20 protein-coding genes are annotated in these 24,348 nt (G+C 41.1%); 16 read left to right on the top strand and 4 right to left on the bottom strand.

Annotated elements, in window-relative coordinates; all coding sequences use genetic code 11:
- Positions 1–90: 90 nt before the first annotated feature.
- The 4 genes from ABD920_RS18410 to ABD920_RS18395 are packed head-to-tail and all read right to left on the bottom strand — an operon-like array spanning position 91 to position 6,125.
- Complete coding sequence (locus ABD920_RS18410) at positions 91–1,122, bottom strand: hypothetical protein (RefSeq protein ID WP_345160993.1); 1,032 nt, start codon at positions 1,120–1,122, stop codon at positions 91–93.
- 44 nt (positions 1,123–1,166) lie between these two features.
- The gene (locus ABD920_RS18405) at positions 1,167–4,142 is read right to left on the bottom strand and encodes a tetratricopeptide repeat protein (protein WP_345160992.1); all 2,976 of its coding nucleotides are present in this window, start codon (positions 4,140–4,142) and stop codon (positions 1,167–1,169) included.
- An 11-nt stretch (positions 4,143–4,153) separates the two neighbouring features.
- Positions 4,154–4,993: a hypothetical protein gene (locus ABD920_RS18400; protein ID WP_345160991.1), complete on the bottom strand. Its 840-nt coding sequence runs from the start codon at positions 4,991–4,993 to the stop codon at positions 4,154–4,156.
- A gap of 7 nt (positions 4,994–5,000) precedes the next feature.
- Positions 5,001–6,125: a hypothetical protein gene (locus tag ABD920_RS18395; protein ID WP_345160990.1), complete on the bottom strand. Its 1,125-nt coding sequence runs from the start codon at positions 6,123–6,125 to the stop codon at positions 5,001–5,003.
- A 347-nt stretch (positions 6,126–6,472) separates the two neighbouring features.
- On the opposite strand from ABD920_RS18395, the gene ABD920_RS18390 reads away from it, so the two are divergent.
- From ABD920_RS18390 to ABD920_RS18320, 16 genes are all read left to right on the top strand, one after another.
- Positions 6,473–7,990 carry a serine/threonine protein kinase gene (locus ABD920_RS18390; RefSeq protein ID WP_345160989.1) on the top strand — a complete coding sequence of 506 codons (1,518 nt, stop codon included), beginning with the start codon at positions 6,473–6,475 and terminating at the stop codon, positions 7,988–7,990.
- A 178-nt stretch (positions 7,991–8,168) separates the two neighbouring features.
- A complete protein-coding gene (locus tag ABD920_RS18385) occupies positions 8,169–8,519 on the top strand; it encodes a hypothetical protein (protein ID WP_345160988.1) in 351 nt (116 codons plus the stop codon).
- Between the two features lie 61 nt (positions 8,520–8,580).
- The gene (locus ABD920_RS18380; protein ID WP_345160987.1) at positions 8,581–11,091 is read left to right on the top strand and encodes an ATP-dependent Clp protease ATP-binding subunit; all 2,511 of its coding nucleotides are present in this window, start codon (positions 8,581–8,583) and stop codon (positions 11,089–11,091) included.
- A 127-nt stretch (positions 11,092–11,218) separates the two neighbouring features.
- Positions 11,219–11,662 (top strand): hypothetical protein, encoded by a 444-nt coding sequence (locus ABD920_RS18375; protein WP_345160986.1) that lies wholly within the window; start codon positions 11,219–11,221, stop codon positions 11,660–11,662.
- A 29-nt stretch (positions 11,663–11,691) separates the two neighbouring features.
- Positions 11,692–13,059: a type VI secretion system contractile sheath protein TssC gene (locus ABD920_RS18370; protein ID WP_345160985.1), complete on the top strand. Its 1,368-nt coding sequence runs from the start codon at positions 11,692–11,694 to the stop codon at positions 13,057–13,059.
- A 70-nt stretch (positions 13,060–13,129) separates the two neighbouring features.
- Positions 13,130–13,546: a type VI secretion system tube protein TssD gene (gene tssD, locus ABD920_RS18365; protein ID WP_345160984.1), complete on the top strand. Its 417-nt coding sequence runs from the start codon at positions 13,130–13,132 to the stop codon at positions 13,544–13,546.
- Between the two features lie 6 nt (positions 13,547–13,552).
- Positions 13,553–14,125 carry a hypothetical protein gene (locus ABD920_RS18360; RefSeq protein WP_345160983.1) on the top strand — a complete coding sequence of 191 codons (573 nt, stop codon included), beginning with the start codon at positions 13,553–13,555 and terminating at the stop codon, positions 14,123–14,125.
- Between the two features lie 24 nt (positions 14,126–14,149).
- Positions 14,150–16,033: a type VI secretion system Vgr family protein gene (locus ABD920_RS18355; RefSeq protein WP_345160982.1), complete on the top strand. Its 1,884-nt coding sequence runs from the start codon at positions 14,150–14,152 to the stop codon at positions 16,031–16,033.
- 66 nt (positions 16,034–16,099) lie between these two features.
- Positions 16,100–16,708, top strand: a complete 609-nt coding sequence (locus ABD920_RS18350) for a hypothetical protein (protein ID WP_345160981.1) — start codon at positions 16,100–16,102, stop codon at positions 16,706–16,708.
- 35 nt (positions 16,709–16,743) lie between these two features.
- The gene (locus ABD920_RS25005; protein WP_425568645.1) at positions 16,744–17,184 is read left to right on the top strand and encodes a GPW/gp25 family protein; all 441 of its coding nucleotides are present in this window, start codon (positions 16,744–16,746) and stop codon (positions 17,182–17,184) included.
- An 11-nt stretch (positions 17,185–17,195) separates the two neighbouring features.
- A complete protein-coding gene (locus ABD920_RS18345; RefSeq protein WP_345160980.1) occupies positions 17,196–19,067 on the top strand; it encodes a hypothetical protein in 1,872 nt (623 codons plus the stop codon).
- Positions 19,054–19,959, top strand: a complete 906-nt coding sequence (locus ABD920_RS18340) for a type VI secretion system baseplate subunit TssG (protein WP_345160979.1) — start codon at positions 19,054–19,056, stop codon at positions 19,957–19,959. The genes ABD920_RS18345 and ABD920_RS18340 overlap by 14 nt, the downstream gene beginning before the upstream one ends.
- 20 nt (positions 19,960–19,979) lie before the next feature.
- Positions 19,980–21,470: an FHA domain-containing protein gene (locus ABD920_RS18335; RefSeq protein ID WP_345160978.1), complete on the top strand. Its 1,491-nt coding sequence runs from the start codon at positions 19,980–19,982 to the stop codon at positions 21,468–21,470.
- 231 nt (positions 21,471–21,701) lie between these two features.
- Positions 21,702–22,595 carry a DUF805 domain-containing protein gene (locus ABD920_RS18330; protein ID WP_345160977.1) on the top strand — a complete coding sequence of 298 codons (894 nt, stop codon included), beginning with the start codon at positions 21,702–21,704 and terminating at the stop codon, positions 22,593–22,595.
- Positions 22,596–22,965: 370 nt separating this feature from the next.
- Positions 22,966–23,268, top strand: a complete 303-nt coding sequence (locus ABD920_RS18325; protein ID WP_345160976.1) for a PAAR domain-containing protein — start codon at positions 22,966–22,968, stop codon at positions 23,266–23,268.
- A gap of 133 nt (positions 23,269–23,401) precedes the next feature.
- Positions 23,402–23,617, top strand: a complete 216-nt coding sequence (locus ABD920_RS18320) for a hypothetical protein (protein ID WP_345160975.1) — start codon at positions 23,402–23,404, stop codon at positions 23,615–23,617.
- The last annotated feature ends 731 nt before the right edge of the window (positions 23,618–24,348 follow it).

Genomic DNA, 24,348 nt, shown 5'->3' with positions numbered 1-24,348 from the left:
CAGGATGCAGCTGGACCTGAAGTGAAGACGGACAAAAGGGAAATGATGACACAGTTAGAATTACACTCCCGAACCTTATCATTGAATATGCTACTGTCGCTTACCCATGGCAAGGCCTAAGCCTACTCTTATACCAGCAAAATAGGACCCAAATTCACTATCCTCTGTACTCATCCACTGGAAAAAGGGAGAAACATCGAACAGTACTTTTGTTATCCTAACTTCTGCACCTAAACTTACAACTGCACTAGGTTGAATTACAAAATCAGAAGTAAGGGTTTGCCATTTATTATTCTCAGTCTCATTATCAAAAGTCTTAAAAGAGGTTTTTTGAGCAGAAAACCCGGCCTCTCCTGCCATGTAAATCACTTTATTAAAATAATACTTGGCTCCTAGCACGACTGGGACCACGATAAGTGTACTTGTCATAGTTTGAGAATGATCAATACTATCCTTCCTGCTCCATTGCATATAGCCCGAGCTTAGTCTTAAACCTAGTTCATCTGAAACATTATACTGGAAGCGCAACATTCCTCCGTAACCTTTAGCATAGTCTACTGCCAACTTTTCTTCAAAAGCTCCAGTGAGCATCCGGGAAGCATCTGCTGCTAAACTCAATACAGTTCTAGGCTTATATGTTATGCGCTTCTCAACTTCTTTTTGATTGCTTGGTGCTGGCTCTTGCAAAGAATCCGCAATAATTTTGATCTCTTGTGTATCTAAAGCCACCTTGGTTTTGTCAGAGCTCTTCTCCTCCTTCTGAACCTGAGCACTTAGCTGTTCTCCTACTTCTTTATTGGCTTTTGCAATTGAGTTCTGCTTGCTTCTAGAAACCTTTTGCTTCTTCTTTTTTTCTTCATGAAGCTGTTCCTGCTCTGCAGAATATAGTTCGACATATCCGTTGGCATATTCAATTTTGATAATTTTTTCTCTGCTAAGGCTGTAGATAGGACCATGTAACTGCTTAAAATTTCTATAATAAACAACACTATCAGTAACCTCAAGAACCCTGGCCTTAATCTTAGCCTGGTCTACCTCGAAAATAATGTCTGGCTTTATTTCCTGCGCAAATGCACCCGTACAAAATAGCAGAACAACGAATAGCTGTAAAAAGCACCTCATACTTGTTAGAATTGCATGTTGAATTAATTGCTCCCAGCGTAAAGCTATTTAGAAGAAGCCCCAAAAGTAAGACGTGCAGTCTCATCCTGGTCATACAAGGCAATGTAACTATTATCTTCTGTGGTGTTTTTATTGATAGCTTTCACTAATTTTTTAAAGCGCTTTTCTTTAGCTATAGTAGAAAGTAAAACAGGTGTATCTTCCTTAATCCGCTCTCTACTGATTTTCTTTGTATTGAAAGCTTTTTCAAATTCAGAAATAGCTTCATTTAGCTTATTTTCCAGCGCATACAAACATCCTAAACCATACAATGCTTTAGCGTTGCCAGCGTCTAAGAGCAGTGCTTTATCAAAATCAGCTTTTGCTTCAGTATTTTGTTTCAGTTTTAGATTTATAATGCCACGTTCGGCATATACATTACCACTTATGTTCTCCTCCTGGCTCTTTTTCATGTAGTCATTATAGTACACCATCGCTTCCATTAACTTGTTCAGTTTGGAAAAGCTAATGCCACTAAGGTAATATGCATCAACTAAATTAGAGTCTGCATTTATAGCATAACGATAGTTTGTTATTGCTTCTGTATGTTTATTAGCCATTTGGTAGGATTGAGCCCTGACAAAATAGTCATTTGATTTATTGGAGCCATTTTCTATGTTAGCAGTGAAGTCCTTGATTGCATTTTTATAATCTTTTAGGGCGTAATACACTGCACCTCTGTTATAAAGGGCTTTCCTATTCTTTTTATGATAGTCTAAAGCCTTGTCGAGGTTTTTTGTAGCAACTTTATAGCTCTTCATTTTATACCGGCATCTACCCAGATTATTGTAAAGTTCCGACAACTTTAGTTTTTCATTGAAAGGGATCTGAGAAATATAAGTGTAAGCTGTTGCGGCAGGCTTATTACCAGACATCTTACTTCCTGACTTTTTTACCAGTTTTATCGTGGTTTCATTTATGAAAACAGCATCTCCGTATTTTTCAAGCGCCTGGTTAGATTTCCCGATGCCGATATAGGAATCTATTATGAGTGCAGCCGCCTCAGGACTATACTTTAAAACTTCTTCAAAGCTTTTTTCCTTCACTACCTTTTCATACTCTGTCAATGCCTGCTGGAATTCACTTAGGTGATAATAGGCTTCGCCTTTTTTGTAAAGTGCCACATGCAATTGGCTGTTAATGTTTAAAGCATCCTCATAACTTTTAATTGCAGCACTGAACTTATTTTGTTGATAAAACGACTCCCCTTTCATGAAATAGGCATCGATATTATCTGGTTTTAAAGTAGTAGCTTCCTCAAATTTTGAAATAGCATTTTCATAATCCGCTTTTTGATAGAAGTTTACTCCCTCCTGGTAATGCTTAAAACTTAAACTAGTTATATTATTCCTATTATTTTCATCTAATCCACTACCTATGGCAGATTTGAAATCATCTGCGGCTTTATTTAGTTGCTTAAAGTGTTCATACTCCACCATGCCTCTCGCATAATAAGCGGCTGCAAAAGCAGGCTCTAGTTCAATAGCTCTGTTCAGGCTCGAATATCCAAGGTCCATGTCTTTTTGCTTGAGATGATACATCCCTTTCGTATAGTGTCGATTGGCATTCTTTGGTTCGAGTACTATAGCCTGCTCATAATCTTTTGTGGCTCCATCAAAATCACCCAAATATTCCCTTACAGAAGCCCGATAAACATAATTTTCTGCAACTTTTGGATTATTGGATATTACAACTGAAATGTCGGCATGCGCCTCACGAATATGCTGCAACTTTTCATCATTTTTGTTTGCTGAATGATAAAGAGAAGTATGTAAGAAGGCCCTCTCAAGCAGCGCTTGCTCATAGTTCCCATCTTTTTGTATAGCTTCTTTAAGTTCTTTAAGTGCATCTTCAGGGTTATTTTTTGCTATATAGCATTTACCTAAAAAAAGGTGCAGTTCAGCCTCCGCAAAATTGGATATATTATCAGATTTGAGCCGCTTATTGTATTCCTTTATTAAATCATCATATTTTCCTGCACTATAACTACTTTCGAAAAGATCCCTGTTTCGCACATAGCTGTTGAGCTCTTCTAACAATTTTTCTATTTCAGCCCGTACGGCGGAATCGGTAACCTTAATTTCCCGCGCCTTTTTATAACTTTCAATAGCTGCATCATAATTTCTAAATTGCTTAGCCTTAGTCGCTTCGGTGTAGTAAATAGTGTACCAGTCCATTCCCCGAATCTCTCTCAGCTTTCTCAGCGGGTGATGACTGTTAGGCCTTATCTTCAAAGCTTCTTCAAATGCAGCCTCTGCTGTCTCAAAATCTTCTTCTTTAAGAGCCGTTTCTCCTTTGTTTATATATTCAAAATAGCTTTGCTGTACGTTTTCAAGTGCTGTATTTACCCCAGTTCCTATATCTTCTACTTCCAGTAGTCTAACATCGTATTGTATGTCATTAATGGAATCCTGTTTTTGAAAAAAGCGTACATTAAGAATGTAAGGCATCCATTTCCCATCTGTTTTATCTACGCTTACTTCTGCTACTCTGCGTACTGTTTTATAAGCAGTTTTACTCTTTTTATGTTTATTTTCAAATAAGCAATCGTAGTAGACTTTTACATAAAAATTATTTTTCCTTTTGGGACTAGAGACACTTACATTGTTGAAGCGAATAGAAGGGGATTCGCTTTTGGAATATAAGAGATCCAGGTCCTGAAGATACTTCTCGACCGGTAAATCAGCAGCACTATCTGCTATTGCCTTTTCGGGATTGATATCATCTTCAATTATAGCACTGCTATTCCAAAACAATCTCTTTTTATTTTCGGTAGCAAAACTATTTGCTATAATCAGTTCAGTTTCTTTTAAGCTTATTCCTGAATTAGTTATAGTGTTGAGCAACTGCTCATAATCTTCAACTAAGACATCAACCTGGCTCAGGATCTGATCTCCGTCATTAGTATTTAGCTCTTGAGCCTGTACTTTTGCTATGTTACAAAGCAAAAGAATCATCATAAATAAACCTATCTTCTTCATATCTACCTGCTTTACCTGCTAATATTAAGTACTGATGCCAAATACCGCTGCTTTTCACCCTCATCCATTCTAGTGAGTTTGCTTACCAGCCATCCAGAGTTCTTGATTGGCCTTTTGAATTTTTGAACTGTAAACCCCCAACCGTTTATTTGCAAAAAATGATATATAACAGAATTTACCTGCTCAAAAACTAAATTTTTATTGTTCAATTCCTGAAAGAAAACCAGAAGATCCGCGCTGGTACAATCCCGGGCAATATAGTTTGAGATATTTTTTGTGTCGTATAGAGCTAGATCTAAATTCATGAATTCTGTTGCGTGGCTGATAGGATTTATACTGCTTTTATTATTTTGGGGCGAAGGAATTAGAAAATCATTCTTAGTAGCTGAATTGCTTAAAAAGTTAGATTTGGCGCTCACCAAAACCCATTTTAAACCGTTGTTTTGCTCTTTCTGCACTTTTAGCACAAGTTGCACGTTTTCCCTTTTACCTTTGTAAACTACAGCACACTTTGCTTCTGCGTACCAGGCATCATCATCAAAGTTTAGGAAAACAGGTTGATTCGCATCATTCACATAATCTATGAAAGTCTTAACTTCAGGCAGGTTCCAATCAGGCTTCTGGGCGTCGAAGAGTGTTTTGATAAGTACTGTTCTATCTACTACAGCATTTGGATTAATTTTACCAATATATTCTTTTATAAGAGTGTGGTCTTCCCCATTGAATCTCTCTATAAGTTCGTCCAACTGCTTTACCTGGTATGCAAAACGTTCGCTTTCATTAAGATGAAAGTTCTGTGCCTTGCAAAAATGTACAATTAATAGAAATAAAATAATGCCGACTATTCTCATAAAAGGGTTATTTTGTGGTCTTTTCCACCGCAACATTTGTTAAAAAAACATCCCAAAGTTCTACTTTCTCACCTTCTTTAAGCTTTTCATACATTTTTAAAACAACTTCCACTCTTTTCTCTGTCACATCCCTGTATATAGGTTTTCCATCTACATATCCCTCAAATACCTGCTGTATAGTAATGTTTCCATGGTAATTGCCATCAGCTCCTTTTCTAAGGTCACTCACAAAACTGACATCTGTCCAGGTCACAATAACTTCGTCATAAGGAAGCAATCTTAATAATTTCAGATACTCCCTTACGAAACGCTTTTCAGTCGTTCCGTCATTTACATTAGAAACCCAAACCCTGGAGGTATCTGATAAAAACAGCCCACAGGCAGCATCAATTGATTTGTTTGCCTCATCCCTGGCAGTTTCTTTATCTGCAATCATGGCAATGTAAGTTCCAAACCTGTCTGTTTTTTCCTTTGCTTTGAACTGAAAGCGTTCTAAATCTGCTTTAGAAAGCTCTTTTATATCGGTACCAGTTGTTGCAGTATCTAAGGTATTTGAGGATAATACAGTTTGACCTCCCTGTTCAGCAGAAGACGGGGTAGTTAGTTTATCCACCTTACTCTTCACTGACGCCAGTTTTTCTACAGCCTCTGTTGTACTAACATAAAGCTGATGCTTTCCATTTTTATAAATTATAGCGGCAACATCACCTTTGTCTATTGATGCTACAGGTCCTGTAGCATCGTTTATATTTCTATAATTGAACTTTTCACCCTCTACGGATAAAATATAACCAGATATAACCTCATCATTCTTCATAATCAGGATATCATAAGCCCTGTTTGCAAGATTTTTTAAGAATCCATTTGTTTCGGCTGAATTAATTAAACTTCTATTACCCAGCACCAAGTACTTACCATCATCCCTGAAAGCGAGTAGAAGTTGACTGTTAGCTTTAGTATAGGTAGGCCCGTTAAAATTGTCAACGTTTTTGTAGCTAATCTTTTGTTCATCGACAGCTGTGATTTGACACATTTGTTTTGTCCCATCACTAAAATATAGCACATCCTGTGCTATAACATTAGCTACAGACATACCTATGCAACCTGCAATTAATAGTAATATTTTCAACATAGGATAAATATTAGCAGTAAAGGTTTTTCTACTTGCTGATTTATGTGTGATGCAAATCTAAGGCGGTAAGTACTAAGATTCTGAATTCTTAGCCTTTACAAAACGACTATCTGCTTAAAACAATATTTTATTACTCATAAAGCTATGAAGTCGGTCGGGAAATAAAAATACCTACTTTTAGGTATTTTACATTATTTCATTAAAATAATTAAAAATACCTACTTTTAGGTATAGTTAAAACTCCAGCCACCACGTATATTGCCATATAAAAAATTTAAAAATTCATATACTGTCTATTAGATACTACAGCAGAATAATATGCATTCAGTATTAAAGCAGCTATTATTATGTCAACACTTCAACAGAACGACGTTTTTGCGGGGCACTATCTCTTAAAGGAGTTGATTGGGCGTGGTGGCTTTTCCGAGGTCTGGAAGACTGAAGACTTAATGGCTGACGGAATAGTAGAAGCAATTAAAGTATATGCACCTGAAAGTGGCATGGATGAAATAGGGATCAAGCAATTCAGGAATGAATACATCACTATACGCTCCCTGGATCATCCACATTTAATGCAGGTTTACAGGTTTGATATACAGAACGGCGTTCCTTACCTGGTGATGCCTTTTATGGAAAGGGGCTCTCTGAGCCGACTACTGTACGAGAAAGGTCCTTTCTCAGAAGCTGATATCGCCCTGGTAATGAAACAGGTCGGAGGCGGCCTTGATTATTTGCACACCAGACAACCTGCTGTTTTACATCAGGATATCAAGCCTGATAACATTCTGGTCACCAATGATGGAAGCTACAAACTGGCTGACTTTGGCATCAGCAGCCGTACACGCAACACATTACGCAAAGTAACCGGACATAAGCAGGCACTGGCTCTTGCCTATGCTCCACCGGAAAGATTTGCAGCGCATCCTATTAATAATCAGGCAGGTGATATGTTTTCTTTAGGCGTAACGCTATATGAATTGTGCACAGGTGAAGTGCCATGGATGGGCAATGGAGGTTTAGGCTTATTACAGGGTGCTGAGATACCGGACTTACCGTCCACCTACTCCCGTATTCTCAACAACATAATTAAGGCCTGCTTAAATCTTGATTGGGAAAAGCGCCCAACTGCAAAGCAGTTGGAGCAAGAAGGTGCTTATTTCCTTGAAAACGACTCCTGGAAACCATATGGAAGCTTTGCACCTAACATAACTGCAAAGCCTCTGAAAAATGATGAAAAGCCTTATTTAAAACCAGCGCTGTATACAGTTGCTATTTTTTTAATTATTGCTGCCGCATTACTTTTTCCAAAATTCATAGACTTAAATACTGGACAGGTCAAACAAACCGTGGCTAAACCTGTAGCGGATTCTGTACAGGTTGTACAAACAGTATCAGAACTATCTAAAGGTAAAGAAGCACCTGTTAGTCCAACAACAGTAGCGACTGCAGCAAAAGAACCCGTAGCTGAAACACCAACACCAGAAGTATCTCCAGCAAGCTCTGAAGCAGTTAAAAATAAGGCACCAGTAAAAAGAAAAAGAGAAGTGACCAGAGAGATTCCTACCAGGCAACCATTATCATTCTCTAGACCAGAAACCCTTGGTGACTATCTGATGGCTATAAAATCCCAGGATAAGCCAGCAACAGACAGACATCAGTGGTATGCGGAAGCAAGCGGCATGTTTGCCAGTGGTGCGCTTGTTTACGATGAAGTGGACGGTACAGTCATCAAACAATATAAAGCGCCAGAATTCTTAAACATGCTGCTAAAAGGGCATAACATCAAAAGCATCAGAATTACGAACAGAGAGGATGACGCAACAGGAAAGGTTCAGAAGCTTTATGTGCAAATAGTGCAGAAGTGAATAGTAAAATTGACTAAGGGGACTAGTTAAAACAGCCTTAGTACTTTTTACAGTAACTTATCGATAGTAGAGTTGCTGTTCCTCTGTGACTAACAAGTGGGTTTCATTGCTTATGCTCTGCTCTACCTCAGGGTTGTTTTGTATAGCATAAGCCTTACTTTAATACCAATTAAAATAAATGCTGAATTTCCTTCAAAAGGTCTTGAAAATAGAAACTGGATGCACCGATAAAGAGGCCAGTGAGACTGCAAAAGCAATTTGTAAAAGTCCTGAAACAGTAGCAAAACTTGCTGTTGCATGTGGAGTAAGTACCGCTGCAGTTGGCTTAGGAGGTTACTTAGCAGTAGCTGGAATGGGGGCCGCCCCAGTATCAGCAGGCACTACGCTGGCAGTAACCGGTGCTGGACTAGTAATTGGTGCAAAAGGAGCTAAAGGGGTAAAGAAATTTTGCACTGCTATGGTAAAACATGGTTCAGATATCAACTCAGATGCTATCATAAGGCTCTATAGTAACTATATAGGTAACTGAAAGCAGCTTTGAAGAGATGCAAGAAATGAATTAGAAAAGCTAAATACAAAAGCTATAGGATATGTCACTAAATGCTACTTTTACAAATGAGCTAAGCCGCTCCATCCAAATTGCCCAATCCATTGCACGGGAATACCAGCACGCTAATTTTTCTCCCGCACATCTCCTAAGGGCTTTGCTGCATGAGGAAATAGGTGTAGCCAAATTTCTGAAGTCAGTAGATAAGGACGTGCCTTACCTGCGGGAATGGGCAGAGGTAAGAATAGAGAACTACCCCAAAGCCTCCAGAGGGGTGAGTGACCCTACAGGTGATGATCGGGTAGTAGCCGTAATGGATGAAGCAGACATCATAAGACTAAAGTTAGGACAAGATACTGTAGATCCGCTTTGTGTTTTAGCAGCATTAAGCAAACCCAATGTAGCCTTTACAAAGGAACAACTCAAAACCTTTCCGCTTTCTGCCGACGATATTCTTGACACTTCTGTAGAGAACGCTCTGATACAGGAAGCTGTGGCTGCTGCATCAACAAGTAAAAACGGATCTGGTGCAAAAGGAAGTGAACAAACGGGTGCAAAAGCCTTACACAAGTTCTGTATAGATAAAACTTCCCTTGCCAAAGAAGGAAAGATAGATCCCATCATCGGCCGTGACCGGGAAACCAGAATGATGATCGAGATCCTGGGCAGACGCACGAAACCAAACGTACTTATTGTTGGTGAACCAGGAGTAGGTAAAACTGCCTTAGTAGATGGATTTGCTCTAAGCATTATCAACAATAATGTTCCTGCTCACCTGCAAAACTCTTTCCTGTATGAGCTAGATACTGGTGCGTTGGTAGCTGGAGCATCTTATAAAGGCGAGGTTGAAGATCGTTTGAAGAGCATCATTAAAGAGCTAAAGGCCCTGGATAAAGCCATCTTGTTTATAGATGAAATTCATACGTTCTTGGATAGTACAGGTCCGGTTGGCTCCGGAGCAGCTAACCTGCTGAAACCAGAGTTAGCACGGGGGGAAATAACCGTGATTGGAGCTACTACAAATGATGAATACAGAGAGTTTATTGAGCCGGAGCAGGCGTTCAACAGGCGCTTTGAGGTTCTGAGGGTAGAAGAGCCTGATGTTATAACGGCTACACGTATGCTGCAAACACTCATCCCGTTCTATGAGCAGCACCATAATATCACTGTAGCTGATGGCGCAGCAGAAGAAGCCGTAAACCTGGCCAGGCGCTATGTTAAAGACCGGCGCTTACCCGATGCGGCTATCGACTTGCTGGATCGTACGATGGCCGCTATACGAATGGCCGATGAAACCTCTGCCAAAGAACTGGCAGAGCTACACCAAAATTTAGCTGTACTAAACGGAGACTCTCTTTCTATAGCTGATTTACGTTGGTTTAACAGAGAATTAAATAACCGCATTAGCCCCATCCTACTAGGGCAGCTAGAGGAAACTGATGATAGCATAGACCTGGACATGCCTGAGGCTTTATTTGCTAACTTACAGAAGACGCTGGAGCAACTGCATTTACTTTCAGCTAGCAAGAAGGGCCAGGTAGACAAAGTGGATTTAGCAGCGGTAGTTGCCCATAAAACTGGTATTCCGCTAGGTAAGATACAGAGCAAAGAACGCGAGAAGCTCCTCAATATGGATGAGATTCTGCAGCAGCGTGTCATAGGTCAGGATCAGGCTATCAAAGTAATTGCTGAAGCTATTCTGGAGTCACGTTCAGGGCTTACAAAGCCAGGTCAGCCTATCGGTTCCTTTTTCTTTCTCGGGCCAACGGGTACTGGCAAAACGGAACTTGCAAAATCACTGGCCGACTTCCTGTTTAACGATGAATCGGCCATGATACGGTTTGATATGTCTGAGTTCAAGGAAGAACATTCTGCTGCTTTGTTGTACGGAGCACCTCCAGGCTATGTAGGTTACAAAGAAGGTGGCTTACTGGTAAATAAAATACGAGAAAAGCCTTACGCGGTGCTTCTTTTTGATGAAGTAGAGAAGGCCCACCCCTCTGTTTTTGACGTGTTCCTGCAAATATTAGATGAAGGAAAATTACATGACAGGCTGGGTAAGGAAGGGGATTTCTCGAACGCCGTCATCTTATTTACCTCAAATATCGGTAGCGACTTTATTGTGGAGCGCTTTGAAAAAGGTGCTTTACCTGCTTCAGGAGAGATGATGGAAATCATGAGCAGGCATTTCCGGCCAGAATTCTTAGCTCGTGTGACGGAGATTGTACCCTTTGCTCCCATTACAGAGTCGAATGTGGTAAAGATCTTCAACATTCATTTAAAAAAGCTTCTGGATACACTTACTAAGCAAGGCATCACCTTAAACATTTCGGAAGAGGCAAAACAGCACCTTGCACTTTCGGGCTTCAACCCCAAGTATGGAGCAAGACCTCTAACAGGTGTTATTCGCAATCAATTGCGAAGACCTATTTCTCGGATGATCATTGCAGGAAAAGTTGGTAAGGGGTCTCAGTTAAACCTTGATATCAACGAAGACCAAGAGCTAATATGGGAAACAGAAACGACCGCCGAGGCTGTGCTTCAACCTGAATAATAGCTCCAGAGTCTGATACATGCATGGGCTACGAGCATTGGGAATCCTGCTATGACAGTTTTATAACAAGAGGACGGTATAGTACCCTATAAACCTTAATCAGAAACTAAACTAAAAGCGATACATCATGAATGAAGTAGAAATTGGAGGACAGCTTGTCCCACAGCAATCGTTTGAAGCAATCACACAAATCTCTTCAAACCGCACCCTGCTAGTGCAGCAGCTTAGCACAAAACCTACTAAGATAGAGCCCATTACAGGACTAAAAACAGTAGACGAAGTATTCCAGCATTTCAAGCCAAGTGCAAAAGTTGGGTTTGAAACCGCAGAAGGTAAACCTGTCAATGAAGAACTGAATTTTAATAATTTGGGCGACTTTGGTAAAGAAGGCTTGATTAACCAAAGTGACTTTCTATCAGAAACAAAGGAGCAGCAGGAAACTTATCAGAAGGTGGCCAAGCAACTCAGAACAAATAAGATTTTAAAATCTGCATTACAAAATCCTGAAACCCGCCAGGCTTTTATGCAAAGTATCGAAGCACTCATTCAGGAAATTGACGCAGCAAAATAAAACAGGAGCTTTTTTAAATACTAAATATTATGGAACAGGAAGAAGTATTGAATACGCGTGAAAAAGAAGCAATTGCAGTCGAAACTCCCGCACCAAGTCTGAATCTAACAGAGCTCTGCGATCAACTAATAGATTTCGGCGGCTTTGAACTTATTGAAACAGCCATTGACGGAGCAAAGGTGATGAACCCTGAAAGCAAGGCTCGCAAAAACATCTTTTTATCTGAATCGTCCCGGGCTAACGACAGAGAAAAATTAAAGAAGCAGCTTAGCATGTGGTTAGACTTGGTTAAAGGTTCTGAAAGTGTTTCTGATATGGTGACTGCAGCCCAGGAAAAGGCGGAAACAGCAGAGGAAGTTCTGAAGACAAATCTAAAAAAAGCGGTAGACGAAATACGGCCGCTGGAGCAGGCTTATCGCTCGGTAGCTATGTTCTATAAAAATGCGGAAAGTGACAAGATTAAGAACCTTACCATCTTTAATGCAAACATCGACCGTCTTAAAGACCTAGACAACACCATTGTCATTGATAAGATCAATGAAGAGCTTAAAGCCCGGCATGACCGCCTGGATCTGCGCGAGAACTATGCGCTACTTGTGATACCAGGCTATTTAGGTTCTAACAAAGTGGTAGAGAAGTGGGCAAAAATAGCACACCAAAACAAAGTGATGCTGGTTACAGACTTCGAAAATTTAGATAAGCCCGATGAGGTAATGGAAGAGTTTGATGCTGCTAACCTCACTGGCGGGGACATCTATCGTTCTAACGTACTGATGACCTGCAACTGGCTGGTTGGCCGTGAAAAGCACCAGGACCTTGGGGAGGATGAAGAAATGTTTCTACCTCCATCTACCGCCCTCGCAGGTAAAATCTACAGCACGCTTATAGCGCAGCCTACCGCGGGTAAAATGCACGGTGGCATAAACGAAGTAGATGGCGTAAGCTTTCCACTTAAGAAAAGCGAAATAACTGAACTGGAGAAGCGTGGGCTGGTACCCATGGTAAAAGAGTGGGAAAAGGTAATGGCTTTCTCTGCCAAAACGCTTTACACAGGTAATGACATTGGGCTGCAAACCTACTCCGTGGTGCGTGTATTCGATTATGTCGGCAAAGTTCTCATCGACTTCCTGAACCGCCAGGCTTTTGTGAACTGGACACCAGTGGTAGAAAGAGATTTAAGAAAAGAAATATCCAAGTACCTGGAAAGTATCAGGGGCAGCGATAAGATCATACAAGACTACAACCTGATGCGACTGGAGCAGGACCCAGACACAAAGCAGATATTTATTGACCTGCACATTACCCCTTTCTTCCCTGCCAAGAACTTCATGCTGAAACTCGGTGGAACTAAAGGAGACACAGCAGAGGCCTGGGCATCGGAATATGCTGAACAATAGACATACAACTTTTATCATAAATCTTATCTCTTATTAAATTAAAAATTTATCAACTTAAAATTTTAAAGCAATGGCAGTTAATGCAAGACTAAACTTAGACAGTTTAAAGGATGTGAGAGTAATCGATTTCTCTTACAATTTCAACCGTGATATCGATGCTTCCGGAAGACCTTCAGGTGCTGTGCGGGGAGGCACAGTGAACATCACAATCGAATCCACAAAAAGTGCCTTCCTGCCCGCATGGATGACTGTAGGATCAGGTAAAACCAAAAGCGGCGAAATCACCATTAGCGACGATGAGGATGATGCAAAATCTCTAAAGAAGATAAAGTTCGATGATGCGTTCATCGTCAACTATGGCGAGAACTTTAGCTGGCAGGGAGGGGAAAACATGATGGAAACATTTACTGTATCAGCTCATAAGTTGAAAGTAGATGGTGAAAATGGTCCAGCTGAGTTTCAGAATGAATGGCCTAGTAAAAAGTAGATATGTATGGACAAGGCTACAAAGAATTGTAGCCTTGTTCCTATAGGTTACACTCAAGGTTTAAAAGTAATGAAAGAGGTAGAAAACTTAAACTTCTCGTGCTCCACAAACTGCAAGGAGCTTAACACGATTGTCAACAACTTTAAAACTTCTTACTACAGGAGCAAGGCTGAAAACTTTGCTAGAAAGCAAGCTTTAACACAAATGCTTAAATGGGGAGCTATAACAGCAGCAGCATCAACAGGAGCTTCTGAAGTTATAAAACAAGTAATTGGAAGATCTGCTGGTGTAGTAGTTGGCATATTATATCCTTCTGATATTGGTACAAATTCGTTAGCGTATGGTAAGTCTTTGGACAGAATCAATAAATTAATCTCTGTAGAAGGAAGCTTAGATGCTGGCAAGATAAAGTATGAGTTAGATAATCTAAGAATTGCTGCAGAAGGTATTAAAATTGAACAAGAATGGGGTAACAAAAAAGAATGTTACTCTCAGCTCCTAAAATTCACTAATGACATAACTAGAGCTATAAGTAGTTCAGTCGTAAATACTGTACCAAGGCATCAAACATTAATGTAAGCCTATAACTTTAATAAACTTCCCTTGGCACAGCATGTAGATGTACAAATAAACATTGAAGGAGAGCAGCTACTGCCTTTCTCCAGCATTTCTATTTCGCAAGATATTCACCAGCATCATGCGTTTGAAGTCGTGCTGCCTGTAGATGCGTTAGAAAACAGCAGCAGGGGCTTTTTGCAGCAGTCAAAAGAGTATATAGGCAAAACTATTATCATACGTTTTGGGTCTAAACTCTTTGAGAAAAAGTATCCTGACAACCAGTTCATAGGACTGGTCACAAACATAGGTGTGAGTAGATCAGGAAATGGCGAACGCCAGGTGATTGTTCGGGGGAGCAGCCCTACCGTACTGATGGATGGGAATGGCCAATGTTGTTCCTTCTCGCAAAAGACTCTGCAGGAGATTGCAAACGCAGCCCTTGAGAAAGTACCTCGTTCCCTGGAAACGGAGGTAAGTCCGATGAATGGAACTGCCATACCTTATGCAGTTCAGTTTAACGAAAGTAACTGGGCTTTTCTGCAACGGATGGCTGCCAGTTATGGGGAGTGGTGCTTTTATGATGGCACAAAGCTGGTTTTTGGTAAACTACCAAAAGGAGATGTAATTGACTTGCCTTTTGGTGAAGATCTTTTCAGCTTTGAATTTGACCTGCACCTGCTGCCCATTAATAGTAAGGCCATTGCGTACAATTACCTGGAGAACGAGGTATATGAAAGCGCTGCCTCCTCTGCTTCCGTAGAAGACCTGGATGAATTCGGGAAATTTGCCTTAGATCAATCAGCTAAAATATTTTCACAGGAACCTGCCTATGCCACCCGAAATGTAGTAGTACAGCAGCAGGAACTGGATGAGGTACTTACGGTACAAAAATCCGCTTCAGCCCGCAGTATGGTCATAGCAACCGGCGACAGTGATAACCCACACCTGAACGTAGGTACTGTCGTCAACATAACCGGGGAAGCTGTTAACGAACAGGATTATGGCAGGTTCATTGTTACATCGGTTGTGCATCACATTAGTGGCTCCTACTCCTACAGCAATGATTTCACAGCCATTCCTGTAGAAAACCAGTCTCCTCCGCCAGCGCCTGTACGAAGACCTCAGGGCGAAATCCAACCAGCGGTGATTATTGACAATGTAGATCCGGAAGGGCTTGGTAGGGTGAAGGCACAATTCTACTGGCAAAAGGCGCCCGAATCTACTCCCTGGATACGCGTTGCCAACACGATGTCTGGTAATGGAAAAAGCGCCGTTCATGGCTTTTATTTCACGCCTGAAATTGACGATGAGGTCATGATTGGGTTTGAAGACAATAACCCGGACAAGCCTTTTGTCATGGGGAGTGTGTACCACAAAAAAGTAGCGCCTTCAGAATGGAAGGATAGTAACAATAACTTTAAAGTGATACGCACCCGCAATGGCAACGAGATCTATTTATCAGATAAAGACGGCAAAGAAGAAATAAGAATCATCAATAAAGATACTGGTGATCCTACCAACATGATAGCCCTTTCGATGGAAGGCAGTGGCAAAATTACCATTCAGACAAAAGGGGACCTGGTAATGAAAGCAAAGTCAATCGAAATGACTGCTAACGAAGGGATCAAAATAACATCAGGCAAAGCAACTGATATGAAAGCGCAGGAGCTAAGCGTAAAAGCAAATCAGGGCATCAAGTTAACCTCAGGCCAGGCCACAGAAATCAAGGCTATGGACATGAAAGTAAACGCAGATAATGCTATTAACTTAAAAGGGCAGCAGATGAGCTTGGAGAGTACAACTACAAAATTGAAAGCCTCTGCACAACTCAACATAGAAGGAGCACAGGCATCTGTTAAGTCTCAAATGCTGCAGATTGATGGTGGGGCGCAAGCCTCGGTGAAGGCTGGCATAATCAGGTTGAATTAAGATTAATAAATTGTGATAAAGTATATCATTCAATTCTTTCAATTAATTCTGAATCGCAATAAGAGCATGGTTGATATATCAAAATACAATTTTGAAGATGGTTTTACCAGGTCTGTAGTCCCGTTGGATAAAAAGAAAGCTAAGCCTGAAAAGGCCGATCAGCTAACGCAGGAATTGGAGGATTCATTTCTGGCCCCTCCAGACATGGTGACTTTACTTCCAGGTTTAAAATTATGGCGCTTTTGCTCTCAAAAGAACAAACCAAAGTTTTCGAACTGTTGGATTGATCCTAAAACTATGAGCCAAATCATGACCAGTTTCAGAATAGGCCAAGTGTACATAGCAGAACATAAAAAGGAGGAGATAAGGAATAGACTAGCAATATTGGAAGCATGGCCTACAATGCTAGGCTATAGAGTACAAATTGAGCTTAAAAAGGAAGTTATAGCCTATATAGGTACCATAAAAGCGCAGGAGGTATTTAAAGTAGTAAAAGACAAGATTTACTTTGGAAAAGCATCTACAGACCTGGCGCTAAAACAGCCAACGGTGGAACAATTAGCAGAAAGAAGGAAGGGCGGACTAATACAGATTGTAATTCCGAGGCTAAAGGATAGCCAGCTCGACCAAACTGAAAACGAATTTGGGAAAGTTACACATTTCTGCCCCATATAAACTTAAATGAATCGGCTATTTATTCTTGAATTAACATGCTGAACAGCTACTTAACCATACCTCTTAATTGTGAGAAATTAACACAAAAACTAAGGCAACCCAAGTGTACACTTGCCGATTCACTTCGCCAGCATATACACCTTATCATCAGAACCCACTTTAACGAGAGTAGATTCGATAACGAATACGGTTGCATGATTTGGGAAAAAGACTTTGAGACTATACGAAGTGTGGATAAATGGAAAACAGAACTTTTAGATTCCTTTCAAAAATCTCTTAAAAAATACGAAGTCAGGTTATCTAATATCCAGGTAGTAGTAAACCTAGATGATTTGAAAATAGTTGATCCGAAGACCAGAAAAGTAGTTGAGCTTAGAAGAAGAATAAATATTCATATAGAAGGTATTATCCGCCAGACAAACGAGTCGTTCCAACACCAAGAGTTTATCTTTTTTAGTCCCCTTTCACTCACATAAGCGCAGCCTTTATGAAGTTACAAGCATTACCGAATGCCCTAAACCAGGACAGCTTTACAAAAGAACAGGTAAAGCGCAGACTTCGTGCACAGGCTGTTGCTTTGTGGAACTTGCAGGAAGCTGATGCAGATAACCTGGATCCGGTAATCGATTTGTTAATGGGAGCATGTGCCGTGGAGTTTGAACGCACAGCGCATCAGGTTTATGCTTCCCAAGCCCGTATACTGGAACGTTTAGCTGAATTAATGGTTCCGGAGGTAACTACCAGTGCGCGTCCGGCTCATGCTATTATGCACGCCTGCTCTGAGTTACCCAGCACTATTGTAAAAAAAGAAAATACTTTTTCAGCAGAAAAGGAAGTCTTGCAAGGAAACAAAACAGTAGTGTTGCCTATTTCCCTTTCTCCCGCTACAGATTTCACGCTTTTTGATGCTACTATCATATGCCAGGCTACTAAAAACAAGATTGCGTTTTATGATACTCCGCTGGTTAAAGGAGATAGCCTTTACGCTGCACATGAGGAAACAGCTTATAATACTTCTCTGTGGTTAGGTATAAGAATAAATAATAAAATACAGAGCTTGCAAGGCTTTTCTTTCTTCTTTGACTGGAAAAACAATCCTGATAAAGCAAAGTTTGTCCCGCTGCTCTCTTTAACAGATTGGGTAACAGAAGGGAATGATGTATTGAAAACCCATGGAGGCTATCCTAAAAACGGTAACGATGCCCGCAGGCAAATGATAGAAAACGATATGATAAAACCTTTCGAAAACCATGCGTTACAGGTTTATCAGAATCAGTTTGTTTCTATACAGAGCCAAAGCTTTCCTCTTGTCTATAGCACTTATCCATCTGCTTTTAGAAATATTTTCACGGATGAGGTTCTAAAAAGCTTTAAAGATGATTTGCTATGGGTGGAGGTGCGCTTTCCGGAAGGAATCTCTTTGCAGGCTATTGATGATGTGTACTGCTCTTTAAACTGTTTTCCTGTAATGAACAGAAAACATCATGCTGGTAATCGCCCTTACTCCCTCTCCCCCAACCTGAATATCATTCCCTTACTTATAGACGAACACTTCATGTCGGTTAGTCGTGTTTATACAGCGTCTCGTGAATATCAAGCTGTGTCAGTAGACAAACGCCGGGAAATGGAGGATGGCATTTATTCTGTGAAGCAAAGCGGTGTTAGCCGCTTTGACCAGCGTGATGCCGAAGCATTGCTACATTATTTGTATGAACTCATGCGTGATGAAAGCGGTACGTTCAAAGCATTCGGAAACTACGCGCTTAACTCTGAAATAAAAGGCCTAGAACAGAGCCTGACAAGGCTTAAGATGCATTTCATAAATAAACCACTACACCAGTCAACCAAGTGTCATTTGTTCCTGAACACAAAATTATCTGAAGATGTATGGGTTGAGTTCTGGACCTCACAGGGTGAAGCAGCCAATCTTTTGGCTGCTGGTACAAAAACAAAGCCTCTTTCTCCTGCCAATGTAAAGCGAACAACACTTATGCTGATGACGCCTACATCTGGCGGTCGTGAACCTTTGAACGAATCCGAGAAAGTGCATGCCTTCAGGTTTGCGCTACTCACACGCAGCCGTATTGCCACAGAAGAAGACTTGAAAGCAGCATGCTTTTCTGAGCTAGGAGACAAACTAAAAAATGTGGAAATCAAGAAGGGCTTTAAGAAGGAGCTTTCTTCCAGAAGTGGTTTTGTGAAAACACTAGATATATTGTTAACTCCTGCTGTGGGTTTTGAAAGCATGGACTGGAATGCCACCTGTAACGAACTAAGGTCCTATATTGAGAGAAACAAACTTTTCTTAACCCAGATACAGGTACTCACCACTAACAGTCATGAGTATGTTACCAGATGAAGACGACGTACGGGCGGAGGTGTTGGCGGCTTCCTGGATTGAGAATGAAAGTGTAGCGCTTGATGATATAATTGTAAAACCGGAAGGTGCATTCCGCAGATCCTTTAGCCAGGATGTACTGGAAGTTGAGGAGATTGATACTTCTCCTGGTAGGAAAGTTATTTTAAAGATTTCCCGTGAAGGCCTGTATGACATGTTACCGGAGGGTATTTTTCACCAAGCCGTACAGAAGAACACAATAAGTACAGAAGAAGCCACAGAGGAAAGTGCGCGTTACAGAAAAGAAGAAAAGGCTGCACGAAATTTCTTTCTGCCGATTGAGCAGGAGTTTTACCGCCAGCGCATCTGGCTGGACAGTACAGAACTGAAGTACTGGCAGACGAATACGCAACCTGAAAACATAAAAATGCTCCTGCGCTTCTGGAAGATTAATCCAAAGCATTTTAACCAAAGGCAAAGTTTAAAGATGCTTTCCATATTGCCACACCTGCACAGTATTGTTGGTGATTTACAACTGACAGCGCACAGCCTGGAAGTAATACTGGATGAAAAGGTACAGATAGGAACAATAGAGGGTAAAACGCAAGTTGTAGAGGAAGATCAACTCTCCTGCCTGGGTAGTGTAGTATTAGGTGCGGACGCTGTACTCGGTGCCAGTTGGTATGACGATGAGCCTTCAGTGCAGGTTTTTATTGGTCCGGTAAGAGGAGAGGAGTTGTCTTCTTTCTTACCCGGGGGGAAACAGACAAAGTTACTAAGCACCCTTTATGGTTTCTTTTTTCCCGCAGAAGTAGATGTGGAAACAACAGTCCATGCGGTCGCAGAAGAGGCTGAATTCTGGTTAACGGAACTGGAGATACCTTCCCGTTTAGGTTATAGTACAGTTATATAAAGTAGCTAAAATAAAAACAGATGCTTCCACAGTTAAAACACTTTCCTGTTAATTGGATAGACGGGATGAAAATCTCAAAGGCTCACTTTATACAGCAAGAGAGTGCTCTGAGTGATCAGATTCGGGACGTAGTAGGAATGCAATTGAACACCTACAGTTATGGATTACTCCCTCAAAGCAGTTCTACGAAACAGCCATTAGACATACAACTAAGTTCAGATCACTCGGGCTACGTTAAAGTAAAAATAGCAGAATGCAGGGCTATCACACCAGGAGGAGTCAGGATAGAAATTACCCACCACACCCGACCGGTGGAGGCGAGTATACAGCTTAAGGATATGCAGGCGCAGGCGTATGAGTTAATTCTTGTGGCTGACCCTTTTACACGTGTACCTGTTGGGCAACCCAATCCTGAAGAAACTCCTCTCAGGCAACCCCATACAATCTCAAATTATAGATTAGAAATACTCCCGTACCCGCAGACTTACCATCCGGAGTTCAGCGCGTACCAATTAAGTATAGGCAGGTTAAAGGTGGATGGAGATGTAGTGCGGTTGTCTGAACACTACATACCTCCCTGCATGCAGGTTTCCAGTTACCCCAGGATGCTGGCTATTTACAATAAATTACTGCAGCAGTTAAGTAATGCAGAAACTGCTGCTACTGATGTTATTCAGAAGATGTTGTCGAAGCCAAATCCTACCAATATTGACAAAGCCATGCTGTCTATAGCCCAGCAGACAATGACATTTCTGGCGAATGGCATCGATACGTTCAGGTTAATCTATAACCAGCAGCCTCCTATCCTGATGGTAGAGTACTTTGTCCGCTGGGCAAGAATGATAAGTCTTACACTGAACACCTTGCTGCGGAAAGACAGGGAAGATTTACTTAACTATTTACATGCGTGGTTTGAGCTGGCTCCTAGAGAATTTGAAAACTTAGTAAGGAGCCTGCTTACGCTTGAATACTCTCATAATGAGTCTCAGGAGGCATTGGCCAAGGTAGAAAATTTTGCTGATAAAATGGTGCAGCTCTTCCAAAAGCTAGGAGAAATGCAGCACTCCAATGGTTTTGTTGAGAAAGCCAAGGTGTTTGGATGGTTGGTAGTACATACCCTCAACAGGCCAAAACAAGCTTTTGCCGTTAGTGAAAAGAACCTCGTGATTGGGCGTGAAGAAAGCGGTCAGTTAGCTTGTGACATACCGCTACCTGGTGACTTACAAATCAGCAGAAAGCATGCCCGCCTCAATGTACACGATTCCGCTAACAGCATTGAATTTAGCATTACAGATCTGAACAGTGCCAATGGCCTTTACATACATGACACTCAGACAAGGCTAAGACCAAATCAAACATTTAGCCTTGTTGATGGAGATACTTTCCAGATTGGCAAAACGAATCTTGTATTGTGCAGGTATGGCGAGACGCTAAGTGAGGCAGATGCCCTGCAGCGGGTAGATAACATGAAAATGTACCCTGTGGTGGAGCCAGTAGCGCAGTTGATATAAGCTTAAACACTTGTGTTTGCTCAACTATGCTCTGAAACAACTTCCATACCGCCTTTTGATAAAATATAAAAAGTGTAAAGAGGCTTAAGGCAAATATATTAAACCATTAATATGGTGCTAATTGAAAAAAGATAGAGAATAAGGGCTAAGGAGTACAAGGCAGATAAATAGCGTAACTATCTAAGGGTTAGCATATGTAGGGTGAACATCATTAATCAAATACGAAGAGGTATGAACTACTATCTACAAGCTTTAAAAAATTACGCCTCATTCAGCGGGAGGGCACGAAGAAGTGAATATTGGTATTTTATGCTATTCAATATCCTATTCTCAATAGTGGCAATTATCCTAGATGTTGTTATTGCTACAGCTATCGAGGAAGTAATATTCTTGCCAATATGCACCAGTATTTACTTTTTAGCCATGATAATTCCGGCCTTGGCTGTTACAGTAAGGCGGCTGCACGACACTGGAAAAAGTGGTTGGTTCTATATGATTAGTTTTATACCCCTTGTTGGAGCGATCTGGTTATTGGTGGTAACAGTAACAGATGGTGATAGAGGAGAAAATATCTATGGACCAAATCCTAAAGAGATTGCAAGAGCTAAACCTCTCGGATTTACACCAGAACAAGGCAAACCTGTTTACTCACCAGTAATGAATAGTTCAGAAGGAAAGAACTGGGGTTTCAGAACTACTGAGAGAATAAAATCACCAGATAGCCAGAAGGATCTGTACGGTTGGTTGGTGCAGCTCTTTGAAAACAATAAATCGGTAGCATTCCCTATAACAGAGGAACTAACTCTTATTGGGCGGGATCCCGGAACCATGGGAGGACTGAACGGCATCTTTAAAATTGTGAACGATGGAACAGTAAGCCGGAAACATGCTGCCATAAGAATAGAGTCTAAAGCAAACACAATCAATTTTTTATTGGAAGACTTAGGAAGCGCCAATGGCACTTATGTGATGAATACCAGAACTAAAGTACAACCCTTACAGCCATTTTATCTGACAGATGGTGATAAGATCAAAACTGGCGATACGCTGCTGACCTTTAGAACCGCACTTGCAGCCCCTACTGAACAAGCAGCTATCAATGTCGCTCAGAGAATTCCTATTTAATAGTTAGCTAGACCAAGACTATAGATTCCAGTTTGTTGACTTTAAATACATATTAAAATGGACCGTTCAGTAACACCTGATCTTGTTTGAAAAGGTAAAACAGTCAGGCTAAAATCAACCCTGCCGGTTAACCGTGAATTCGGAAATGTACGGCCTATCAAGGAAGGAGCCCGAGGAGAGGTAGAAAGCAGTGGCTTTGAATCAGGAATGCTTCGGGTCAAGTTCTACGAACACACTGGTGCACCTCCAACACAAAGTGTAAAGTTTAATGAGCTAAGTGCACGCCAGTACTTATGGACGGATGATGCTATTCCAAAGCCTTCTTCCTACAGATAATTACTCTTCCCTGAATATATATAAAATATAACTCATGAGCAAACCAGCAGCAAGAATTGGCGATATGCACATGTGCCCCATGGTAACACCGGGTTTGCCTCCAGTACCGCATGTAGGTGGACCTATTACAGGTTCTGGTATGTCTACTGTATTGATTGGAGGAGTACCTGCCTCCGTAATGGGTGATATGTGTACCTGTGTCGGTCCTCCTGATAGTATAGCATTAGGTTCAACTACAGTATTGATTGGAGGAAAACCAGCTGCAAGAATGGGAGATCAAACTGTACACGGTGGGATAATTACTTTAGGTTGTCCTACAGTCTTGATTGGTGGGTAATTCAAATATTCGTCTCCATTTACTTAAACTCAGCGTCACATCCTCATTGATAACGAGTGGGAATGAAGTAACTATCTGTAGTCTTTTATTCGCGGCAGTACATAATTACATTTTACTTTTAATTAAAAGCGCTATGAATTTAATGTATCAGTATAATGCTATGGCCAGAAAGCAGCTTGGTATTACAGAAGGAATCAACCTATTAAAACAAGTACAGGTTGATCTTAACCGGACGATGATGACGGCCAACGCCTGGGGGTTAACAGCCATTATAGCTAATGCATCCCTGGTGCCTCTAAATGCCATCATCAAAGCGTTCGAAATAAAAAAAGCGAACTCTCTTTACTAGGCGCTGGTTCGGCATCTTTATGACAACTACAGCAAAAGCGGCACCAGAATTGATGGCCCCGCAAAGACAGCCGTGTCTATACTGAAGAAAGTTATTGTCGAAGAACTAAAGCACAAAGGCATGACTGATTTTGTACTTGGGGTAAACATTATCGTCGGCCTGGCAGAGGATTCTCTCGCTTTCTGGAAAGTAGTTCAGGCGGTGGATTCCGGTAACTAGGAAATGAAAGCAATTGCAAGACAGCTAAATAACAAAATCACTACGTTAAACAGAGAACTCATCCAGATAGGAATTACAAGAGCGCAACTGCATGATCGCCTGGAAGTAATTTCCCGCACCGCTTAAGAAAGAAATGCTTTATTTTAATCAAATCTTGAGGCAGCTGTTATCTTAATATTTTAGTATCATCTTCAGGTTTCAAGAGAGGGACATATAAGGTGTAATAGTCAAAATATAGTCTGACAGCTGTGGATTAGCTGACAGGCATCTGCACTAAAGCTGTGTTCCATGAACCCGCGCCATTGGGCTCATTTTTTTCGGCACCACCCCTTCGTTTTCGGGTGCAAGGGCTGGTGCCGAATAAAAATGTTTGACAGGATCTTGCCTCAAGCTGTCGAGCATTTTCTCCTTGGCCAGTGGAATGGTTTCGTGAGATGCTCTAATAATCAAGGACAGTCGATTTGCTTACCTTAGCAAATCAAGATGAAAGAGAAACCAGTAACCGTTAGTCG

The sequence above is a fragment of the Pontibacter saemangeumensis genome, assembly GCF_039541895.1.
GTDB lineage: Bacteria > Bacteroidota > Bacteroidia > Cytophagales > Hymenobacteraceae > Pontibacter > Pontibacter saemangeumensis.
Note: the sequence above shows the minus strand (reverse complement) of the source record. Positions and strands in the feature narration are given on the sequence as shown.